The 19,421-nt window shown below is 48.5% G+C and carries 15 protein-coding genes and 11 tRNA genes; 8 read left to right on the top strand and 18 right to left on the bottom strand.

Annotation, left to right across the window (positions count from 1 at the left end; all coding sequences use genetic code 11):
• Positions 1-18 precede the first annotated feature (18 nt).
• The 8 genes from HER31_RS05540 to HER31_RS05505 all read right to left on the bottom strand — a co-directional run bounded on the left by HER31_RS05540 (position 19) and on the right by HER31_RS05505 (position 8,287).
• Positions 19-1,182, bottom strand: coding sequence for a DcaP family trimeric outer membrane transporter (locus HER31_RS05540; protein ID WP_168659628.1), 1,164 nt, complete (start codon positions 1,180-1,182; stop codon positions 19-21).
• Between the two features lie 360 nt (positions 1,183-1,542).
• Positions 1,543-1,794 (bottom strand): hypothetical protein, encoded by a 252-nt coding sequence (locus HER31_RS05535; RefSeq protein WP_168659627.1) that lies wholly within the window; start codon positions 1,792-1,794, stop codon positions 1,543-1,545.
• 317 nt (positions 1,795-2,111) lie between these two features.
• Positions 2,112-2,187 (bottom strand) — tRNA-Lys (locus HER31_RS05530).
• Between the two features lie 161 nt (positions 2,188-2,348).
• A complete protein-coding gene (locus tag HER31_RS05525) occupies positions 2,349-3,272 on the bottom strand; it encodes a glycosyltransferase family 2 protein (RefSeq protein WP_168659626.1) in 924 nt (307 codons plus the stop codon).
• Positions 3,265-4,374 (bottom strand): polysaccharide pyruvyl transferase family protein, encoded by a 1,110-nt coding sequence (locus HER31_RS05520; protein ID WP_168659625.1) that lies wholly within the window; start codon positions 4,372-4,374, stop codon positions 3,265-3,267. Before HER31_RS05520 ends, HER31_RS05525 begins: the two co-directional genes overlap by 8 nt.
• Positions 4,374-5,651 (bottom strand): O-antigen ligase domain-containing protein, encoded by a 1,278-nt coding sequence (locus HER31_RS05515; protein ID WP_168659624.1) that lies wholly within the window; start codon positions 5,649-5,651, stop codon positions 4,374-4,376. Before HER31_RS05515 ends, HER31_RS05520 begins: the two co-directional genes overlap by 1 nt.
• The gene (locus HER31_RS05510; RefSeq protein ID WP_168659623.1) at positions 5,606-7,003 is read right to left on the bottom strand and encodes a GumC family protein; all 1,398 of its coding nucleotides are present in this window, start codon (positions 7,001-7,003) and stop codon (positions 5,606-5,608) included. The genes HER31_RS05515 and HER31_RS05510 overlap by 46 nt, the downstream gene beginning before the upstream one ends.
• A gap of 12 nt (positions 7,004-7,015) precedes the next feature.
• Positions 7,016-8,287, bottom strand: coding sequence for a polysaccharide biosynthesis/export family protein (locus HER31_RS05505; RefSeq protein WP_168659622.1), 1,272 nt, complete (start codon positions 8,285-8,287; stop codon positions 7,016-7,018).
• Between the two features lie 475 nt (positions 8,288-8,762).
• Between HER31_RS05505 and HER31_RS05500 the strand changes: the two genes are divergently transcribed.
• From HER31_RS05500 to HER31_RS05465, 8 genes are all read left to right on the top strand, one after another.
• Positions 8,763-10,385, top strand: a complete 1,623-nt coding sequence (locus HER31_RS05500) for an LruC domain-containing protein (RefSeq protein WP_238786896.1) — start codon at positions 8,763-8,765, stop codon at positions 10,383-10,385.
• Between the two features lie 42 nt (positions 10,386-10,427).
• Positions 10,428-10,997 carry a hypothetical protein gene (locus HER31_RS05495; RefSeq protein WP_168659621.1) on the top strand — a complete coding sequence of 190 codons (570 nt, stop codon included), beginning with the start codon at positions 10,428-10,430 and terminating at the stop codon, positions 10,995-10,997.
• Positions 10,998-11,395: 398 nt separating this feature from the next.
• Positions 11,396-11,971, top strand: coding sequence for a heme NO-binding domain-containing protein (locus tag HER31_RS05490; protein ID WP_168659619.1), 576 nt, complete (start codon positions 11,396-11,398; stop codon positions 11,969-11,971).
• Positions 11,964-12,929, top strand: coding sequence for a sensor histidine kinase (locus tag HER31_RS05485; protein WP_168659618.1), 966 nt, complete (start codon positions 11,964-11,966; stop codon positions 12,927-12,929). Before HER31_RS05490 ends, HER31_RS05485 begins: the two co-directional genes overlap by 8 nt.
• A 26-nt stretch (positions 12,930-12,955) precedes the next feature.
• Positions 12,956-14,413 (top strand): sigma-54-dependent transcriptional regulator, encoded by a 1,458-nt coding sequence (locus HER31_RS05480; protein ID WP_168659617.1) that lies wholly within the window; start codon positions 12,956-12,958, stop codon positions 14,411-14,413.
• Positions 14,414-14,976: 563 nt separating this feature from the next.
• Positions 14,977-15,981 (top strand): glycosyltransferase family 2 protein, encoded by a 1,005-nt coding sequence (locus tag HER31_RS05475; RefSeq protein ID WP_168659615.1) that lies wholly within the window; start codon positions 14,977-14,979, stop codon positions 15,979-15,981.
• A 22-nt stretch (positions 15,982-16,003) separates the two neighbouring features.
• Positions 16,004-16,837 carry a hypothetical protein gene (locus tag HER31_RS05470; RefSeq protein ID WP_168659614.1) on the top strand — a complete coding sequence of 278 codons (834 nt, stop codon included), beginning with the start codon at positions 16,004-16,006 and terminating at the stop codon, positions 16,835-16,837.
• A complete protein-coding gene (locus HER31_RS05465) occupies positions 16,834-18,108 on the top strand; it encodes an oligosaccharide flippase family protein (RefSeq protein ID WP_168659613.1) in 1,275 nt (424 codons plus the stop codon). Before HER31_RS05470 ends, HER31_RS05465 begins: the two co-directional genes overlap by 4 nt.
• On the opposite strand, the gene HER31_RS05460 is transcribed toward HER31_RS05465, so the two are convergent.
• The 10 genes from HER31_RS05460 to HER31_RS05415 form a co-directional block, all read right to left on the bottom strand.
• Positions 18,096-18,171 (bottom strand) — tRNA-Lys (locus tag HER31_RS05460). The genes HER31_RS05465 and HER31_RS05460 overlap by 13 nt on opposite strands.
• A 60-nt stretch (positions 18,172-18,231) precedes the next feature.
• Positions 18,232-18,307: transfer RNA gene (locus HER31_RS05455), tRNA-Lys, on the bottom strand.
• Positions 18,308-18,367: 60 nt separating this feature from the next.
• Positions 18,368-18,443, bottom strand: a tRNA-Lys gene (locus HER31_RS05450).
• A gap of 60 nt (positions 18,444-18,503) precedes the next feature.
• A tRNA-Lys gene (locus HER31_RS05445) sits at positions 18,504-18,579 on the bottom strand.
• Positions 18,580-18,639: 60 nt separating this feature from the next.
• A tRNA-Lys gene (locus HER31_RS05440) sits at positions 18,640-18,715 on the bottom strand.
• A gap of 60 nt (positions 18,716-18,775) precedes the next feature.
• Positions 18,776-18,851: transfer RNA gene (locus HER31_RS05435), tRNA-Lys, on the bottom strand.
• A 60-nt stretch (positions 18,852-18,911) separates the two neighbouring features.
• Positions 18,912-18,987, bottom strand: a tRNA-Lys gene (locus tag HER31_RS05430).
• Between the two features lie 60 nt (positions 18,988-19,047).
• Positions 19,048-19,123 (bottom strand) — tRNA-Lys (locus HER31_RS05425).
• Between the two features lie 60 nt (positions 19,124-19,183).
• Positions 19,184-19,259 (bottom strand) — tRNA-Lys (locus HER31_RS05420).
• A gap of 60 nt (positions 19,260-19,319) precedes the next feature.
• Positions 19,320-19,395, bottom strand: a tRNA-Lys gene (locus HER31_RS05415).
• Between the last annotated feature and the right edge of the window lie 26 nt (positions 19,396-19,421).

The raw sequence follows: 19,421 nt of genomic DNA, 5'->3' as shown, positions 1-19,421 counted from the left end.
GACAATCTAACCAATAGCTTAGAAAGCGTATTTAACGCTCATCTGGACACGATCCATATCGGCGTCGCTACCATCAGTTTTTTCGTTCTCTGCATGCATGTACTCAATGCCGACAGTTAATGGCTTAATTGGCGAGTACAAAATGTTAGCCAAGTAGCTCATCGACTTCTCATTCATTGCAACCGTTGGGTTAGTATCGTAATCCGCCTCTAATGCCGATACCACAAAGTTAGAACGCCATTTATCGCTCCACCAATGCTGGTAGGTCGCAAAACCAGACATCACTTCGATCGTTTCTAACTCATCGTTGCCCGTAAGCACCGCATCATTAATGTAGTTTACCGCCAAGTAACGACCAAAGCCGTCGCCGTAGTTAACCATAAACTTGAATTTGTCGTTGCCTGCAACCGGCACAACACCAGAAAAACTCACACCGTAACCGGTATCAGTTTCATCCACCTTTGTGCCATTTACTGTTTCTTCAACACTGATCTGACGCAACAGCGCCGCCACTGACATCTTGGCTCCGCCAGCGTTGAAGTTATAGCGAGCAACAGCATCTGGCAGTAGTGAGCTACTGGTGGTTTCTTTCTCATAGGTATTCGCGCGTACATCAGAAATAACCGTTTCTGGGTTTTCTAATGACAACTGCAAGCCACCGTTGGTATAGCGTAACTGCGCTTGGCGAACGAACACCGTACCTTCAGCTGCACCGATGAAGTCTAATGCTTCTGGTAATGCTCCTGGGTTTTGGAAGGTACTCCAAGTTTGACCAGCCAACCAATTATCATAGGAAACATAGGCGTGGCGGATACGAGGGGAATAACTGTTCGAAACGGTTTCAGTGCCATCTTTATGTGGCAAAAAGTCCAGTTCAATAAAAGATTTTAATTTATGACCATCGAGGTTGGTGGTGCTGGATAAATTAAAGCGAGACTCACGAGCAGTAATATCGGTTACCGCGCTATCTCTATTCTCATCACCACCGACTATTGTGCCTGGCACATAAAAGTCACGACCTGTGCTGTCATCTGCAGGCGCACCTTCACTGTAATCAGATACCAATACGTCTAATTTAATGTAACCACCAAACTTAAAAGCAGTGTCATTCGCTTGAGCAAAAGGAACAGCTGCCAAGACTGCTACGGCAACAGCCGCTCGAGAAAAAGCTGTACAGTTCATCAATATTCTCCCTGTTTGTGATGAAACAGCGTCACTATTGATTGATTTATAACCCCATTCAACAAAATGTTCGACTGATCGTCACAATATTGCCATTACCATGATCTCACCCCAGATAAGTGAAAAATGAATGTGACCATGATCACATTGCATATCATTGGAAGGCTTTGACGGAATATGACTAATATTCTAAAAATAACCAAATCGGGAAGGTAAATACCTAATAAGGAATATGAAGTTATTAATAAAAACAGAGCGACAAGGTGGGAGTAATATAGAAAAAATATCTAACGTTATATAAAACGCTTAGCAAAACCGAGAAGGCGATCCATGCCTAATCAGTAATTGGTAACGAGCAAACTAATTAAATAAAAACTTAGCCTTACTATTAAGCAACCAATTAGTCGATGCAACAGCGACTGGTTTATCGTCACCAACGGCACTGGTTTCCATGGTTTCAATGCGCTCAATGACCTGAAGCTGAGCTGCAATATCGGTTACGAGCTTTTCTAAAGCAAACAGATCAGTCTCTCTGTCTCGCTTCAATCGAGCCTGATGCAAACGACTGTAACGAACTTGAAGTAATGAATAAACCTTGGATTCACCCTGCATAATTACCGCCAACCAGTTATTGATTTAGATCAAAGTTTAGTGGGTTAGTCGGCATTACACAATAATGAAACATAATTCAATAAACGATAACGAAATTCATCCAAAAATATCACTTTCGCAAGTGGTTGTTGCTAACTAAAGCAACCGAAGTCGATATTTTACGCTAGATGAGTTCTTGTGGAATCGAGACTAATTGCAGCCCATAGAACTGTGAATAACGCTCATCGAGTTTTTTTCAAGACGAAAAAAAACCCACCGCATAAGATGCTTGTGGGTTTTATTCATTGTTGTCGCGGCGAGGCCACAACAATTGTATTTGGTGGGTCGTGAAGGATTCGAACCTTCGACCAATTGGTTAAAAGCCAACTGCTCTACCAACTGAGCTAACGACCCGTTTGGTTCGGATGAGTTACCATCCAAGCACCGTATATTGCGGCACCCCTTAGAACGACGCGCATTATGAGGGTGAACCCCCACGGCGTCAACCCTAAATATAGAATTTACGCTAACTTTATCAATTTTATTAGAAAAATTAGACGGTGAGCTCTAACCCCCTAATGCTGAACCGCAACCAGCTGACAGCGTAGCCACCACCACCATTTTCTTAACCACAGTCTATCGACAACCTTTTGCTGTAACAGGTCTTTAGCTATCGTCACCTGCTTATTGCGAACATGCAGCGAAGCCAGATGAAGAATATGAGCGGCGCGATAATTGTCGATGCTACTGCACAACGATTCAGACTCAAGCGTTTGTGTTAGCTGATGTAGGCGAACACTAAACGGACACTCCTTGGCGGGGATATGCTGCAGACAAGCTCTGTTAGAAGCATCTAAATGATAATTCGCCAGTACCTTAGGGTTATAAGCGATACTGCTAAACAGTGCCGCTCGACAAAACAGCTCTTGATCTTCCCCCATAGGTTCGTTCAGTGGAAAACCTCCTAGTTGAGCCATAACATCCGCCCGAACAGCGATGGACGACATCGTAAATGGAAGATCACCACGGGCGCCGATATCAAAGTAATCGTCAAGTAGTCGTGACTGCTGCCCTCCTCGCCCACCGAAACGGATCTTAGGCAGGCGATATTCCTGTTTATTGATGCAGAATTGATAACCAGTGGTAAATACCCCCGCTTGCGGGAAACCTTTCGTTAAGATGACTATCTCTTGCAAAAATTGTGGTAACCAACGGTCATCGGCATCGATAAAGGCGATAAGATCACTGCTGGCCGCAGCAACACCCGTATTACGCGCGGCTGACACGCCGGCATTTTGTTGCTGCACCAAGGTCACGCGTTGATACTGGCGGACGATATCAGCGCCGTCATCAGTAGAACCGTCATCAACAACAATAATTTCAGTTGGCTGGAGAGTTTGGTTAAACACTGAAGCTAAGGTGTCTGCAATGTGCAGCGCCTTGTTAAAGAGTGGGATAACCACCGCAATGGTCGGCGGTAAAGTCGGTTGATTAACCATAATTACAGCTCCAATTTTGTTTAGCAGCGGCGATTGCCTCGGCGCGACACAATTGGCTCTGAGTAAAACCGTGCTCTAGCCCCTGCAGCATCACCTTAGTTAGCTGAGCTGGGTCTACGTCAGTCGCGTTAAAGCGCAGCTCTGGCGCCATACCAACTTGGTCACACCAACCTTCGCATTTACTGTGATAGTTCAGTGAAACCACTGGGGTCTCGGCTAAATAAGCCAAGATTGAGCCGTGCAAGCGCATGCTGATAACCACCTTAAATGCCGCAAGCGATCGTAATACCTGCTGCGGATCGGCGTTATATTCAACCATTTGTACCGGTACCTGCGGTCCTAAACATTGCTGTAGCTGCAAATGTACCTGACGATCACCCAAAGATGGATGGCCGTTGAGATTAACCAGATAGATGGTTTCGCCGCTGAGATTATGAACCGCAGTTAAAGCTTGTGCCAAGCGCTCGATACGACGCTGTTCAGCCTGCGGGTTGCCACTAAGCCGCTCTTTCGGGCATAAACATACTGCGATACCAGCTCGATGCTGACGTTGAGGCATGGCAATAGACGCATCGGCATTGCACAGCAGCAGTGGCGCCAGATCAAAGGTTAGCTTGACGTTAGCCGCAGGAGCCAATGCGGTTGCCATCTGATAGCTTTGCTGGTCGCGCAGACCGACAAACGAGCAACTATTAAGGAATTTGGCACAAGCTTTTTCAGCGGCAACATTAGCAAAGGGTCCTAAGCCAACCCCCAATGCAAGGTGGTTGTTGTTGCCAGCGATCATCATCATATGGCGCTTAACGTTGATGTCTTGCTCATTGTGGAATACCGAACCGCCGCCAAAAATAACCCGTTGAGCTTGTATCGCTTGGGCATAACGTTGCAACCGGTGCTGCGCACGAAAGCGCTGTGCCGTTGCTAAGGTAGCAGCAAAGGTTAATTTCTGATTCACTCGCACATCCGCTTGAGTGGTAACCGTTAATTGACGTGCATGCAGATAGGTTTGCGCGCCCCAAGCGGTGGCCGCAAGCAGTGCATCGTCACCACTGTTTTTCATGCCGTAGTAACCGGCGATGCAGGTATCAAATCGAGTCATCATTAGTACGCCACCTTTTGCAATGCGTTGGTTTTAAGGGGGTTCAGCGCTGCGCCTATCCAAAGTAACGCAGGCCAAAACAGATAAACCAAAATCTCTAGATTTTCAAAGAAGCTGTAGCCAACCAAAGTCAGTGCCAACAACAGCGCGGTACGCGAGACAGCAGAGCGAAACGCATCAACGAGCAGATAAATAACCGTAATGGCTAGCGGCAATGCTAACGCTAAGGCACCCACTGCTCCTTTAACAAACAGCAAGCCATACCAACTGTGATGAGTGCCAATGGGCATGTACTCAACCATTTTAGGGCCACGCTCAACGATTCCATGGCCCCAAATCGGCGCTTCAGCTTGCCACCGCTGCAGCGCAATATCGGCCAGAGCGCTTCGCACCCGGGTCGAGTCTGGTCGGCTATCTTTAATATGCTGATAAGCATCATTGCCATGCTCGAACAGCCACTGGCTCGATAGCATCATTACGACTGTGGCAATAGCAGCCACCAACAACATCGACGGGCTAATAGCGCGCCCAAACAACACCAGTAACGGAATCAATCCAGCAAACAACACCCAACCGGCTCGCGACTGACACAATAGACACATCACCGCCGTGCCGATAATACCCAATGCCCGCCAGCGAGGGTTCTGCTCTTGCCAACAGATAACCAAGCAGATGCAGCTCATCAAGCCGGCAGCAGGAGCCCATGGTGCGAAGAAGCTCCACCGCGGCAACCCAGTCTCTAGGTTTAACGCAAACCACCGCACCGTAAAAAACTCATAACCGGGGCCACCAATCGCTTTGAGCGGCGACAGGTAGATCTCTCCCGACCAGCCCAAAGCCACTGCAACTAACGAGATCAACGCCAATATGATCGACTGAGCTGCAACGATGCAGGTGCCGCGAGTAAGCAGAGCTAACCGAAATGGCAACACTGCCCCCAACAACAGAAACAGCGCCAACAATGCCCAGCCTTTGGCCCAACCGATGGTCGATTTGATGGTTTTAGCTAAACCCAACTGCCAATCAATATGAGCCACAATTAACGCTACTAGCATCAACGCCATCGCGGTAACCCATAACCATACGATTAGGGGAACTGGGCCATAATCAGCGCGCCCATCGACCCAGCAGCGCAATATCACCAGCGCTAACATCAACCAACCCAAAACACTGCCCCAGACATACAACGCCCCAAGCACATACATCGGATAACTGAGCACCAGCCCATACCAGATCAGCTTCTCTTCAACAGTTGTTTGATTAAGTAGTGGCGTTGCCATGCGATCAGCACTCCTACGGTTATCAAAATGAATCCAAACAGCGCAGCCGCAATGGCGATAACTGGGTTGGGGCTACGTTGTTTGGTTGGTACTGCCGGTGGAGTAAGCATCTGCACAACCGGGTAAGAGGCAAATATATTAGCCTGGCCCGCTTCCAGACGGGCAGCAGCGGAGGTATAAACCGCTTCAGCCAGTCGGGCTTGTCGTTGCAAACGTTCGAGCTCTGCGGACTCCCGCGCATACACCTTTAAGCGGTCCTGCAGTTGTTGTTGCGCCAACACCATCGATTCAATTTTGGCTTGATCCCCTTGTGCGCGCGCATAAGCATCAACTAAATCGGCAAACAGCTGTGCTCGCCCAGGGCTAACGCTCAAATCCATAGTGTGCAGTAACTCTGCAGTTGGCTCGCCAATCAATGAGGCGCTGCGTTGAAAGAGCGCGGTGCGAGCAAAAGCTAAACGCTGCTGCTCGGCTTTAACCTTTGGGTGGTTTTCGCCCCAGTGTGAGGAGAAACGAGTGATAAGCGCCGAACTGTCATCTAGCTCACGCATGTAGCCACGAAATTGAGTGTCGGTATTAAGGGCAAAAGCTTGCCCTGCTAGCGCCGGCGATACACCTAAATCAAGACTCAATTGACGGACGAAATTTTCACGACTAGTGAGCTCCGACTCCGCGTACAACCGCTTCTCTTTAAGCTCGGTTAAGGTGCGTATGGTTTGCTCCATCTGTGCCGACGATACCAATAACGAACGTTGCTGAAACTCAACCACAGCGCGGCGCTTCTCTGCCAGCTGGGCCTCATACTCAGTTAATACTCGCTCAACCCCCTGACTGTGGCGCAACACTTCGTCACTACGGAGATTATCAAGTTGTTGCTGGAACGATTGGTATAAGCTCCACGCTTTATCTTCCGCACCAAGCGCTGATGAGCCAGCGACGGTAATGGCCAAAATCGATGTTTGTTCAGTTAAGGTGACTCGTGGGTCTCCAAATTGAGTCTCATCTAAACCGATGTTATTTGCAGCTCGTCGAATCACGTCGCGGCTGGTTAAGATCTCTTTGTAATTGACCCTAGGGTTGAAGCCACCGCCACTAAAGGGCGACTTAGTTTGGGCGCTGGCCTGACCAACATCCTCAAGGCTGAAATTGCTGCTGGAGCCTGAGCCAGGTAGCACTAACGCCATGTCACTGTGGAAACGTGGCGCTTGCAACAGATAGATGGTCACCAGAATTACCACTAGGGCGTAGCCTAAGCCAGCAACCAGCACATAACGACTGCGACAAAACTGGTACAGCGCCGCCCGGCGGGAGTCTGCTCGGGTTCTTACTGCTATTGGATAGGTCATCGACATATCGGTATATCCCTACAGTAATTTGAACGGTGAAATAACGTCAACCAAACTGCGGGCAATGTCACGGAGGTTGGTTAGATCCGAGTCATAGCAAGCCACCGCGTCATTGGGCATAAGGTAGGGATTCACCGCGGCAATGTGAGGCTGGCGCATTAATTGTTCGACCGAGCGTTCAATCACCTGAACCTGTCCGGTAAGCGGGTTGTGCCCGGCGAGGAGTACTTTACGTGGCGCGTTGGTCCACTGTTTGCCACCGATGCAGTTGGCTGATACAGCCGCTTGCAATAAGCGACTACCGTAAGGCATGTTGCTGCTAAAACGCCCTACTGCGGCACTGGAGTTATTTGCAGCTGAGTCAATCAGGTTGGACATAAATACTCGCAACCCTTTAGGGGTAATTTGGGTCGGTCGAACCAGATGGGGTTGAAAACAACCGGTGCTTGGCACAACGATTCGGTCCCCCGCGACCAAGGCGATATCACGGGAAGAGGTACCAGTCATTACCCCGCTCATATCAAGCTGTACCTGCCAACCACTGCGCATTAGGGTAACTTGGTCGAGTTTGGCGTCTGGACGGATCCCCGATGCTGCACGCAGAGCTTCTGACAACATTCTATCGCCACTGTAATCGCCATAGGCGTTAATCCGTTGCTCGAGCACCTGTTCAGGGATGTTGCGATTAATCCGCACTCGGCCTGGTTCAAACACCGCCCCAGAAACCGTTACCTCAATGTCTGACCACTGTAATAAACGCAGATCGACCCGTGCAGTTGCTGGACGGAACAACTCTGCTCGTACCAAAGCCAACTCAATTTTCTCAGCCACCAGTTCAATTGGTAGGCCAAATACCATCATCGGCTCTAGGTATGGCACAACCAGCAAACCATTGGTGTTAACGACATAGTTACCACTAAAGCCGTCGCCATTTTCGATAGATAACGACACTAGATCGCCGGGGCTAAGCGGCACAGTGCCATGGAAATGGGGATCGGTTGGTCGTGACAGAGGCACATGTTCAGCGCCATCACTGATAATTTGATCGGCACGGTAATTAACCGCAGCAAAATTACTGCTGTAGGCGCGGCAATCTTTGGTGCCATAGCGCAACGAGTCAGCGGGTTGTTGGTGCTGGATAAACTCACCGGTTCCAGCAACTTGCTGGTAGGCGTTGCCATAGAAGTTGTCGTGGGGGACGGCTGAGTCTTGCAGACCGTGATGCTGGGTACAGCCCATCGTCACCATCGCTGCCGCTAATACTGCCCATAAACGTTTAGTCTTATCCATCTTATCCCCCAAGCTCCAAGCCCCTTTGCTTCTGGCTATAGCTAAAGCAACCGTCATGCCAATAACATCAATTAAATAAAATCAAACACTTAACCTAAATTTAATGTGGCAGATGAGAGAGAGCCTTTGCTGATGTTCGCAAAACAAAAACCATTACTCGAACTATTCGCAAATTGGCAAGGGACGCTTGCTAGCCGATATGAGTACGCACAGTGCAAAAATCCAACATCATCAAATAAGAGTCACGCCAATTCTCATTTAGCTAATCGATGCTAGTCATTTGCAGTTTGTTTCGCACAGTGCAAATGGTACTGGCTAACCCTGGTTAGAACAGACCAACAAACAACGCCACCTCCCAATTAAGCACCTGTTTAATAAAGATTATTTTTAGAGTCAAATTATTGGCATCGTTTTCGCATTGGTTTGCATCAACGTTCAATCACGCGTTCAACTTACCTTTGCCAGGAGTTTTATTATGGATAAAAAGCTGGGGTTACCTTTGGGCTTAATTGCCTGTATGTCTATGGGCTTATCGGCGCCGACAAGCGCGACCAACCAAGTTAACAATCAATACGTTTGGGAATTTCTTAGCGGAGAGAACTGGCCCATTGGCTATAACCAAAATACCGGTAAACCGGACACTCTAGCGTGGCACTACAACGACTACTCGCCGGAGTTCTTCGCTAGGATCAACAACGCGCTACCCGAGGCGCGGGTGAACGAAGCCTTTATGACGACGGACGACGGATCCAACGTTACCTTGACTGAAGAAGCAGAGGTATTCATCACCTTTATTCACGAAGGAGCTGGCTATAAGAATGCGTTCGGTTACTTTACCTTCGATAAAAATAATCCACCGCAAACTGCTGACGAGATTGATGAGATCATCGCCTTTCCCAATCTGTCGTTCCCGCACCTAGCTAATGGTCACCGTGTGAGTTTGGGGGTATTTCCGGCGGGAACCAGCATCGGTTTTTTCATCGCCGCCAATGGCTTTTCCTACTACACCGGCGTTAAATCCAACCCAGTTCCCTATTACTACTCACTCAAACACTTAAATCCCGATCCCACTGACGAATTGAGACAGCACAATGTCTTGCTGTTCGATCAAGAGGTGGCTGAGGTAATTATTGGTTTTGAGGATCTACCTCGTACTTGGGGCGATAACGATTTTAACGATGCCGTATTTTCGGTAAAGACCACCCCTGAAACCGCCATTGATACCAGTAATATCGTGGTTATGCCAGACGTTGATGACAGCGACGCCGATGGCATTGCCGACAGCGAAGATCAGTTCCCTAACGACTACCAGCGGGCGTTCAGCTCGTACTACCCTAGTGACTCCGATTGGGTAACGTTAGCGTTCGAAGACAACTGGCCGAACGTCGGCGATTACGATATGAATGATCTGGTGATTCGAGAGCGTCTACAAACCATCTACAATGCTGACGGTGCCATCTCAGGGTTTAAACTGGCTGGCTTTATTGATGCCCGTGGCGCCGACTTTCACAACGGCTTTGCGTTACGATTGATGGGCATCGAGCCGGACACTATTGCCAGTGCGGCGTTAGAGGTGAATGGGGAGTCATTCGATAAAACTACCGAAGCGGATCAAACCGATGCGGTAATTACCCTATGGAATGACAGCCATCGTTTTACTCAAACCAACGAGCCGGGTAAATGCCAACACTTTAATACGGTTAAGAGCTGTACCCAGTTCGACCCAGTTCCCTTTAGTCTGGACGTGCGCTTAAGCGAAACCATCGACGCCCTGCCCCATTCAAGCTTCGACTTCTTCCTGTTCCGTCGTGATTACCGCGGCCGTGAGATCCACTTCGCCGACTACCCACCAACGGATCTGTTCGATTACAGCCAACTTGGCCGTAAAGATGACACCTCTGACGTAGCCAGCGCACGCTATTTCCGCAACAGCGACAACCTGCCATGGGCGTTAAAGATCCCAACAAAATGGCGCTACCCACAAGAATATATCGATGTAATTTGGGCCTACCCGGATTACGAGGTATGGGTGGAATCGTCAGGCAGTGAAGCAACCAACTGGTTCACCACTAGCGATTTAGATAGCCATTTCTATTAAGCCAACACCGATGTCGACCCCTTGTCAGTTTGGAGAACAATTATGAACAATTACTTTACTCGCTATCACGTGCTTATCGGTGCCAGCATACTGCTGCTTAGTGCTTGTGGTGGAGGCGGTGGATCGGGCTCAGATCCAAGCGAAGTGGACGCCGGCGTAACAACACCACCGGTAACTGCGCCGCCAACGACACCACCACCGGCAGAAGATCCAACCACACCAGAACCGGATAATAGCTATGAGCCTGACAGCGAACGATTGACAAACGAGGCAGAAAGTTCAAGCGAGCTATACGCTGCTCCGGACTTTAATTTCGATCTTACCCGTCAGGTCAATGTGTTCTTAAGTGCTAATGATGCCTTAGGCGAACCACTAACAGACACCATCATTAAGATGTATGCCGTGCCTAATAATATTGAAGCCGTCGAAGATCTAACCGCTGAGGACAGCCAACTGATTTTTATCGGCATGACTAACGACAATGGTGTGATAGATCGCATTGTTGAGTTAACCCCAACGATACAAAAGGTGATGGTGGTGGTTGCTACCTTAGGCATTGACAACAAAGCGCTGCTTAACATCAACGAGGACTCGCTAAGTCATCACTTCTAGCCTTTGGATTTCCGCCTACAATCAAAGTTATTGAGCAAAGCCCCCGAAACGGTTCGGGGGCTTTTTAGATAAAAAGTTGATTACACTGCCCCTTTCCTCATCTACCGCGTTCAACTGAATGCGCTAGTCGCAACAACATTAGATAGCACTAGATCGACGTTCATCGTCACCATTGCCTGCTGTTCACACCAGTTTTCCATTTTAGCTAACCCTTGCAAAATGCAAATCGCTGGCCTAACAATGACCAATAACAATCGCTTTATTTGAGATTTAACAACTCATCAACCGCTACTGGCAAACGATGATAGCCACGATTCTCATACTCAAGCAGGCTGGGCCCAGAAGCGAGCATTGTTGCCGAGGCTCAAAAACGTGTGCTTGTAATCAGAGGTTTAACCATGAAAGGTGCTGTTTTTATTGCGTTTAATGAAATGATTGAGTCCACCGCGGGGATCGATACGTGGGAGCAATTATTACAAAAGGTGCAGCCGCAATCCGACGGAGTCTATACCTCGGTTGAAAGCTATCCCGACGAAGAGCTGTTTAACCTGGTGCAAGCGTTGTCGGAGATCAGTGGTATTGAAGTCGCTAGCCTGGTTGAGGCCTTCGGCCGTTCGTTATTCAAGTCACTCAATGATAAATACCCTCAGTTTACCGCCCAAGAAGAGACTTTCTTTAGCTTCATTAAAAGCATCGATGGCACCATCCATAAAGAGGTAAACAAGCTTTACACCAACGCACACCTGCCTAAAATCCAGTGCAGCAACAACAACAACGATGAACTGCTTATGCTCTACAACTCACCGCGCAAGCTGTGTGTATTGGCAGAGGGATTGATCGCTGGTGCCGCCTTACACTACAAGGTTGATTGCACCATAGAGCACCAACAGTGCATGCACCACGGCGCCGACGAATGCCTGATATTACTGCGTATAAATAGCCCGCAACCACCCCACGGCGTTGCCAATGAATAGTGCCGTAAACTATAAAGCCGCCTACGAAAGACAAAAGAAAGCACGAGCTAAGGCTGAAGATATCCTTGAGACTAAGTCACGAGAGCTGTACGACAAAAATCAATCGTTGGTTGAAGCGTACAACAACCTCAAAGCTCACAAGGCGCAGTTGGTCCATAAAGAAAAATTGGCCTCAATAGGACAGCTATCCGCTGGGGTTGCACACGAAATCAACAACCCGCTCGCATTTGTAAAAAGTAATCTCAATTCGCTTGGACGTTACACCGCAAACTTTAAACTGATGCTCGAGTGTTATGAACAAGCCTTTGCACAGCTATCAGAGCAGCAACTGCCGCCGGGCCTTAATAGTCACATCGAGCAAATGAGGAGTGAGTTGGATATGGCGCATTTGCTTGAGGATCTTGACGATCTGATGTCGGAGTCGCTGTCTGGCATTACCCGAATTGAAGACATCGTTAAGGGGCTAAAGTCATTCGCCCGCCCACCCAGTGACCAAAGTGAACCGTTCAATATCAACGATTGCATCAAAAACACCATTAAGCTGGTTTGGAACGAGATTAAGTACAAGGCCAAACTAGATGTGTCATTGTCGGAGGTTCCAGATACCGTTGGTTATCCCGGAGAGATAAGTCAGGTAGTTCTCAACCTGTTGGTTAATGCCACCCATGCAATTGACGATACTGGCACCATCACCGTAACCACGAGCTGCAACGATAACCTCATTGAACTGCGGGTTAGCGACAACGGTTGTGGGATAAGCGAACATCATCTCAGTAAGATTTTTGACCCATTTTTTACCACCAAAGACAGCGATAGCGGCACTGGCTTAGGGCTGTCCATTGCCCATGCAATCATCAAGAAACACCGCGGTAATATCGATGTAACGACGCAAACGGATCAAGGCACCACCTTTACTATCTGTTTACCCATACTCGACAGACCACTGCAGCATCAATAGCGTGTTTTCCCATAGGAGTGGGCCTTATGTATAACGGCGATAAGATAAGTACCGCCACAGTACTGTTTGTAGATGATGAACGGGAGATTTTGTCTTCGCTCAAACGTTTAGTGCGTAAACTTGATGCCCAGTGTCTATTCGCTACTAGCGGTGCTGAAGCACTGCAATTAATGGCGCAAAACAACATCGATGTGATTGTGTCAGATATGCGAATGCCGGAGATGAACGGCGCCGAGCTACTGGCATCAGTAGCAGATTTTTACCCGGAGTCTATCCGTATCGTGTTGTCTGGCCACAGTGACAGCGATATGGTGATGGCAGCGGTAAACGAGGGCCGGATCTGGAGCTACATCAATAAACCGTGGGACGATGAGCAGCTAATCCTAACCCTTGAGCAAGCAATATACACCCAACAACTGATTGCTGAACGCGCGCTGTTACGCCGAACGCTCGCGCAATATCAATTAACCAACAAAGAGCAATTTCAGGGGTTTATCGGTCGCTCTGTACCGATGCAATTCATCTATAGTGCCATCGAGCGGGCAGCACCGAGCTCGGCATCGGTATTCATCACCGGAGCGAGTGGTACTGGTAAGGAGTTAGCAGCTAAAGCGATTCACGATTTAAGTCAACGGGCCAGCAAACCATTCTTAACCCTTAACTGTGCCGCTATTCCTAATGAGTTGATCGAATCGGAGATCTTTGGTCATGTCAAAGGTGCGTTCTCTGGGGCGATAAGCCATCGCGATGGCGCGGCAACACTAGCAGACGGTGGCACACTGTTTCTGGATGAACTTTCAGAGATGGATATCGGCCTGCAAGCTAAGTTGTTGCGATTTATCCAAACTGGCACCTTTCAAAAGGTGGGTAGCAGCACGATGGAAACGGTTAGTATCCGTTTTATCTGCGCGACCAATCGCGACCCGCTCGTCGCTATTAAAGATAATAAGCTGCGTGAGGATCTGTACTACCGTTTGAACGTAATCAGCCTAAACCTACCGGCTCTTAGCGACCGCGATGCTGATCCGGTACTGCTAGCACAGCACTTTGTCCACCATTACGCGCAACTTGAAAATAAAGACGTCGTTGGGCTGTCACAGCAGGCCGAACTGTTGATATCTCAATACCCATGGCCCGGTAACGTGCGTCAATTGGAAAACTGTATCTATAGCTGTGTGGTTATGGCGACCGAATCGCTGTTGGATAATAGCGATTTAATTAACGCCTTGTCGCTCAGTGATACTGAAGCTGAACCCCTGTTACATAGCAAGCCACGCACTGCTATCAGCACCGTTGAACACCAAGCTTCACCACCGTGCAATGAGCCTATGTTGCCACAGCATATTGTTCCTCTGGCGGAAGTCGAAAAAGCCGCAATCCAGCAGGCGATTTCTATATGTGATGACAAGGTGGTTAAGGCTGCCGGTTATCTGGAAGTGAGCCCGTCAACTCTATATCGCAAGATGCAAGCGTGGGAGAACTAACCTATTAGGTTGCTGTTACTGCCTTTAGACGCCCTAAATAATTTTGGCTGTGTACCAACTAAGTGTTGTTTCCAATACTGTTAAAGCACCGACTTGGCGAGTGTTGATACAAGGGTAAAGCACTGCCGTCGTTGATCTTCTGCCGCATCGGAGCAGTTCAGCGAAGCGTTTTGGACTGCGACCTAAGGCAAGGGGGATTCCAAAGGGGGGGCGAAGCTCCCCCCCCTAATGCACACAAGAATGCACACAAAAATGCATACAAAAATGCATACAAGAATATGCCGTCGCCACCGCAACATCGTCCCCTAAAAGCACCGCAACCGGTGAAGCCGAAGGCTTAAGATAAACTTCAACAGCTAACTGTGACACAGCCTTTCTATATCGCATATCGCATATCGCATATCGCATATCGCATATCGCATATCGCATATCGCAATGCAGAATAGAAAGTTCGGTTAACAAAATCAAAAAATAAAAATTAAATAGTTATAAATCAACAACTTAAATATTGGCACTTAGATTGCTTTAGTTACTTCGACTTTCTGAAATTCGAGGTAAATGTGATGAAAACAGAACCACGCCCAGCCTTTTCGGTAGTAATTCCAATCTACAATGTCGCAGCTTATATTGAGCAGTGTCTTGATTCGGTACTCAAACAAACATTTACCGATTTCGAAGTTATTTGCGTTAACGACGGCAGTCTCGACAACTCCATTGAGTTAGTAGAGCAGTACCGCGACCCTCGCATCCACATTATTCACCAACCGAATGCAGGACTCTCGGCCGCCCGCAACACCGGCATAAACCACAGTCGAGGTGAATTTGTGGCGTTATTGGATGCAGATGATTTTTGGCTTCCCACCAAGCTGGCGAAACACTTTCGTCACCTAACCCAAAACCCACTTATCGACATCAGCTACTCAGCTTCGGAGTTTGTCGATAGCAAGGGTAAGCCGATGGGCATAGGCCAAAATCCGAGACTACGCAACATCGAAGCTGAACATATTATCTGCCGTAACCCAGTTGGTAATGGCTCCGCAGCGGTGTTACGGCACGCCTTTTTACAACGGTTTCAAGAACCAGCTTACAGCTCTGCACCAATTCGAACTGAGTACTTTGATGAAAGTTTGCGTCAGTCTGAAGATATTGAATTCTGGCTGCGCTCAGCCTTAGACATGAATGCCCAGTTTGAAGGCATTGCTGAACCCCTAACCTGTTACCGCGTCAACGCATCCGGTTTATCAGCCAACTTAGTAAAGCAGTACAACTTTTGGTGTGACGGCATGCAGAAGAACCGCGCCAACCACCCGGCCTTTTTTGGTCAATGGTTCTCACTGGCTAAGTCATATCAACAGCGCTATCTGGCACGCCGAGCCGCACAATCAGGCAACTCAGTTGAAGCACTGCGCTGGATGCATCGAGCATTACTCACCGATGTGCGCATTCTCACCCAGGAGCCAGCGCGAACTTTAGTGACATATGCAGCCACTCTGTGTTCGTTGTTGCCGCAAAAATCCTACAGCTCATTACAAAAATTGGCGATTGGCACCATAGGCACTCGCGCATAATCATTTGCCAATAGGAGCAGCTATGACAGGGACAGCAACAAGCAATAACGTATTGGTATTCAGCATCGCAGTGAATGGTTACCAGCAACTGTATCGGCGTAATCTTGCCAGCCATCAGCAATACGCTGATGGCCACGGCTACCATTACCAATGCGTCCAGCAGCCACGCTTATCACATTTAGGCAAAGAGGCGGTGTGGCTTAAAGTCGCGCTGATGATAAAGGCGCTGCAACGGGGCTACCGCTGGGTGATGTATGTTGATGCCGATGCATATATCGGAGCTGATACCCCTGATCTTTGCCAACTACAGCGCCCAGATAAGTACCTTTATGTCGCTAAAGGCTTTAGTGGACGTCTCAATTCAGGGGTGCTTATTGTCAACAATAGCCGTTGTGTTATCGACTACTTTCAACAAGCCTTGCGCCATGCTCACATGCCCTTGCCACCGGCTGATGATGTCGGCTGGGGAGAAAACGGCCATCTTATCTATTTTGCCCACCAACAGCCGTTCGTCTGTTTTATCGATAAACGCTGGAACAACAACACTAGCGCTGATTTAGACGACTACATTCGTCACTACAGTCGTGGGCCGCTATACCATCTTCACCGCGCCAACCTTACCGATAGACTCCGCTTTCGGCTATACCACTATGGCTGCTTTCTAGTTAAAGTTTGGACACGAATAGCGCATCGGCTAGCTCGAACTAAACCGCAGTCATTGCAAGTTGAAATCGACCAGCTGGTAACCCGTGTTGAGCGCCACTATGACTGTTTCAGCCACCCTAGTCGTCCCACCAATCAAAGCACATACTCAGCAGCGCCATCGAGTAAATCACGCTTGTGGGAGCAGCAATGATCTCCCTACAAGCGACCCAGCAACAACTTGCTGCCCTATTTCGCCATAAGGGGCTATTTAGTAACCTATCTTGGATGTTGTTGGCTGAAGTTGCAGCGCGACTATCTCGCCTTGTCACCGTTGTTTGTCTTGGGGCTTACCTAACTCCAGTGCAATATGGTACGGCGATGCTCGCCATCGTTTGCAATGATCTGCTGCGGGTATTTACCCGCATCGGCACCGGTGCCAAGGTGATTCAATGTACCTCACAACAACTGCCAGCATTTGCAGGTAATGCTGTCACATTGCAGTGGGCGGTATGCATTAGCCTTACCGTAGTGCAATTATTTACCGCTGAGATGGCCGCCAACTACTATCAAAACCCGCAGCTGGTGCTACCGCTGCAACTGATGGCGCTGTGCAATCTGCTCTACCCATTGGTAACCATTCGGGTGTTCTTGCTCCAACGAGACAACAACATGCGTTACTTTGCTATGGCAACGGCAATCACAATCATTATTGAGAATCTAGGTACGGCGTTGTTGGTGATCTGTGGCTTAGGCGTAATGGCCGTTGCCTACGCTAAAGTGGCTGCAGCACTCGCGTGGGTTGTTCTTTTTGCGTGGGCACGCGTTGCCCACTACCCCGCTACGTTCAATCGTAATTGTATGCGCCAACTGCTTGGCTACTCCAGTAAGATCCTCACCAGTGAGTTAACCAAAACGCTAAGATTACAGATAGATACCCTCTTTGCTGCAAAGATCCTATCCCCAGATCTATTCGGCCTATACAGCTTTGCCAAAAGCGCCGGCGTAGGCTTATCACAGTCGTTAAGCAACAGTTACCTAAGCAGCCTCTACCCCTACTTGACCCAACAACAGCGCCACAACGCTTTGCCTGCAAGCATCAACAAGGCCTACCTTATTGCCGCAGCGATCTCGGTGATATTTATGGTTCAAGCGTTACTTGCGCCCCTGTATATCGAATTGCTCTTTGGTCAACGTTGGCATGATGCTGCTTCATTGATGGCTATCCTCTGCCTCAGCGCGATACCAATTCTATTTATCGACGTCACTGCCACGATAATGCGTGCAAAAGATCAGGTAAGTACTGAAGTGATGTTATCGCTTTACAGCTTGCTGGTGTTAGCAACCGCTTTGATGATGCTAAATACCGACATTGCGCAGACGTTAGCGATGACAGTCGCTATCAGCAACATGGCAGTTTTGATAACCGTAATGATTTTTAGGGGGATTAAACGAGGTATTACAAGAAGAGATGGTGGGTCGTGAAGGATTCGAACCTTCGACCAATTGGTTAAAAGCCAACTGCTCTACCAACTGAGCTAACGACCCAAATTGTGTTCTTCTGCGCCGTAGCGCTACTCCCGTCTTTGGTAACGAAAGTAAGGAAGATGGTGGGTCGTGAAGGATTCGAACCTTCGACCAATTGGTTAAAAGCCAACTGCTCTACCAACTGAGCTAACGACCCAAATTGTGTTCTTCTGCGCCGCAGCGCCACTCCCGTCTTTGGTAACGAAAGTAAGGAAGATGGTGGGTCGTGAAGGATTCGAACCTTCGACCAATTGGTTAAAAGCCAACTGCTCTACCAACTGAGCTAACGACCCAAATTGTGTTCTTCTGCGCCGTAGCGCTACTCCCGTCTTTGGTAACGAAAGTAAGGAAGATGGTGGGTCGTGAAGGATTCGAACCTTCGACCAATTGGTTAAAAGCCAACTGCTCTACCAACTGAGCTAACGACCCAAATTGTGTTCTTCTGCGCCGTAGCGCTACTCCCGTCTTTGGTAACGAAAGTAAGGAAGATGGTGGGTCGTGAAGGATTCGAACCTTCGACCAATTGGTTAAAAGCCAACTGCTCTACCAACTGAGCTAACGACCCAAATTGTGTTCTTCTGCGCCGTAGCGCTACTCCCGTCTTTGGTAACGAAAGTAAGGAAGATGGTGGGTCGTGAAGGATTCGAACCTTCGACCAATTGGTTAAAAGCCAACTGCTCTACCAACTGAGCTAACGACCCAAATTGTGTTCTTCTGCGCCGCAGCGCTACTCCCGTCTTTGGTAACGAAAGTAAGGAAGATGGTGGGTCGTGAAGGATTCGAACCTTCGACCAATTGGTTAAAAGCCAACTGCTCTACCAACTGAGCTAACGACCCAAATTGTGTTCTTCTGCGCCGTAGCGCTACTCCCGTCTTTGGTAACGAAAGTAAGGAAGATGGTGGGTCGTGAAGGATTCGAACCTTCGACCAATTGGTTAAAAGCCAACTGCTCTACCAACTGAGCTAACGACCCAAATTGTGTTCTTCTGCGCCGTAGCGCTACTCCCGTCTTTGGTAACGAAAGTAAGGAAGATGGTGGGTCGTGAAGGATTCGAACCTTCGACCAATTGGTTAAAAGCCAACTGCTCTACCAACTGAGCTAACGACCCAAATTGTGTTCTTCTGCGCCGCAGCGCTACTCCCGTCTTTGGTAACGAAAGTAAGGAAGATGGTGGGTCGTGAAGGATTCGAACCTTCGACCAATTGGTTAAAAGCCAACTGCTCTACCAACTGAGCTAACGACCCAAATTGTGTTCTTCTGCGCCGTAGCG

This window comes from Ferrimonas lipolytica (assembly GCF_012295575.1).
GTDB classification, from domain to species: domain Bacteria; phylum Pseudomonadota; class Gammaproteobacteria; order Enterobacterales; family Shewanellaceae; genus Ferrimonas; species Ferrimonas lipolytica.
The sequence above is the reverse complement of the archived record's forward strand: the minus strand, read 5'-3'. Positions and strand labels throughout refer to the sequence as shown.

What these genes read in the sequence shown, in the direction of transcription:
- HER31_RS05540 (WP_168659628.1), bottom strand. Translation starts at nt 1,182, where the DNA reads ATGAACTGTACAGCTTTTTCTCGAGCGGCTGTTGCCGTAGCAGTCTTG.
- HER31_RS05510 (WP_168659623.1), bottom strand. Translation starts at nt 7,003, where the DNA reads ATGTCGATGACCTATCCAATAGCAGTAAGAACCCGAGCAGACTCCCGC.
- HER31_RS05505 (WP_168659622.1), bottom strand. Translation starts at nt 8,287, where the DNA reads ATGGATAAGACTAAACGTTTATGGGCAGTATTAGCGGCAGCGATGGTG.
- HER31_RS05515 (WP_168659624.1), bottom strand. Translation starts at nt 5,651, where the DNA reads ATGGCAACGCCACTACTTAATCAAACAACTGTTGAAGAGAAGCTGATC.
- HER31_RS05535 (WP_168659627.1), bottom strand. Translation starts at nt 1,794, where the DNA reads ATGCAGGGTGAATCCAAGGTTTATTCATTACTTCAAGTTCGTTACAGT.
- HER31_RS05500 (WP_238786896.1), top strand. Translation starts at nt 8,763, where the DNA reads ATGGATAAAAAGCTGGGGTTACCTTTGGGCTTAATTGCCTGTATGTCT.
- HER31_RS05465 (WP_168659613.1), top strand. Translation starts at nt 16,834, where the DNA reads ATGATCTCCCTACAAGCGACCCAGCAACAACTTGCTGCCCTATTTCGC.
- HER31_RS05520 (WP_168659625.1), bottom strand. Translation starts at nt 4,374, where the DNA reads ATGATGACTCGATTTGATACCTGCATCGCCGGTTACTACGGCATGAAA.
- HER31_RS05475 (WP_168659615.1), top strand. Translation starts at nt 14,977, where the DNA reads ATGAAAACAGAACCACGCCCAGCCTTTTCGGTAGTAATTCCAATCTAC.
- HER31_RS05470 (WP_168659614.1), top strand. Translation starts at nt 16,004, where the DNA reads ATGACAGGGACAGCAACAAGCAATAACGTATTGGTATTCAGCATCGCA.
- HER31_RS05485 (WP_168659618.1), top strand. Translation starts at nt 11,964, where the DNA reads ATGAATAGTGCCGTAAACTATAAAGCCGCCTACGAAAGACAAAAGAAA.
- HER31_RS05490 (WP_168659619.1), top strand. Translation starts at nt 11,396, where the DNA reads ATGAAAGGTGCTGTTTTTATTGCGTTTAATGAAATGATTGAGTCCACC.
- HER31_RS05480 (WP_168659617.1), top strand. Translation starts at nt 12,956, where the DNA reads ATGTATAACGGCGATAAGATAAGTACCGCCACAGTACTGTTTGTAGAT.
- HER31_RS05525 (WP_168659626.1), bottom strand. Translation starts at nt 3,272, where the DNA reads ATGGTTAATCAACCGACTTTACCGCCGACCATTGCGGTGGTTATCCCA.
- HER31_RS05495 (WP_168659621.1), top strand. Translation starts at nt 10,428, where the DNA reads ATGAACAATTACTTTACTCGCTATCACGTGCTTATCGGTGCCAGCATA.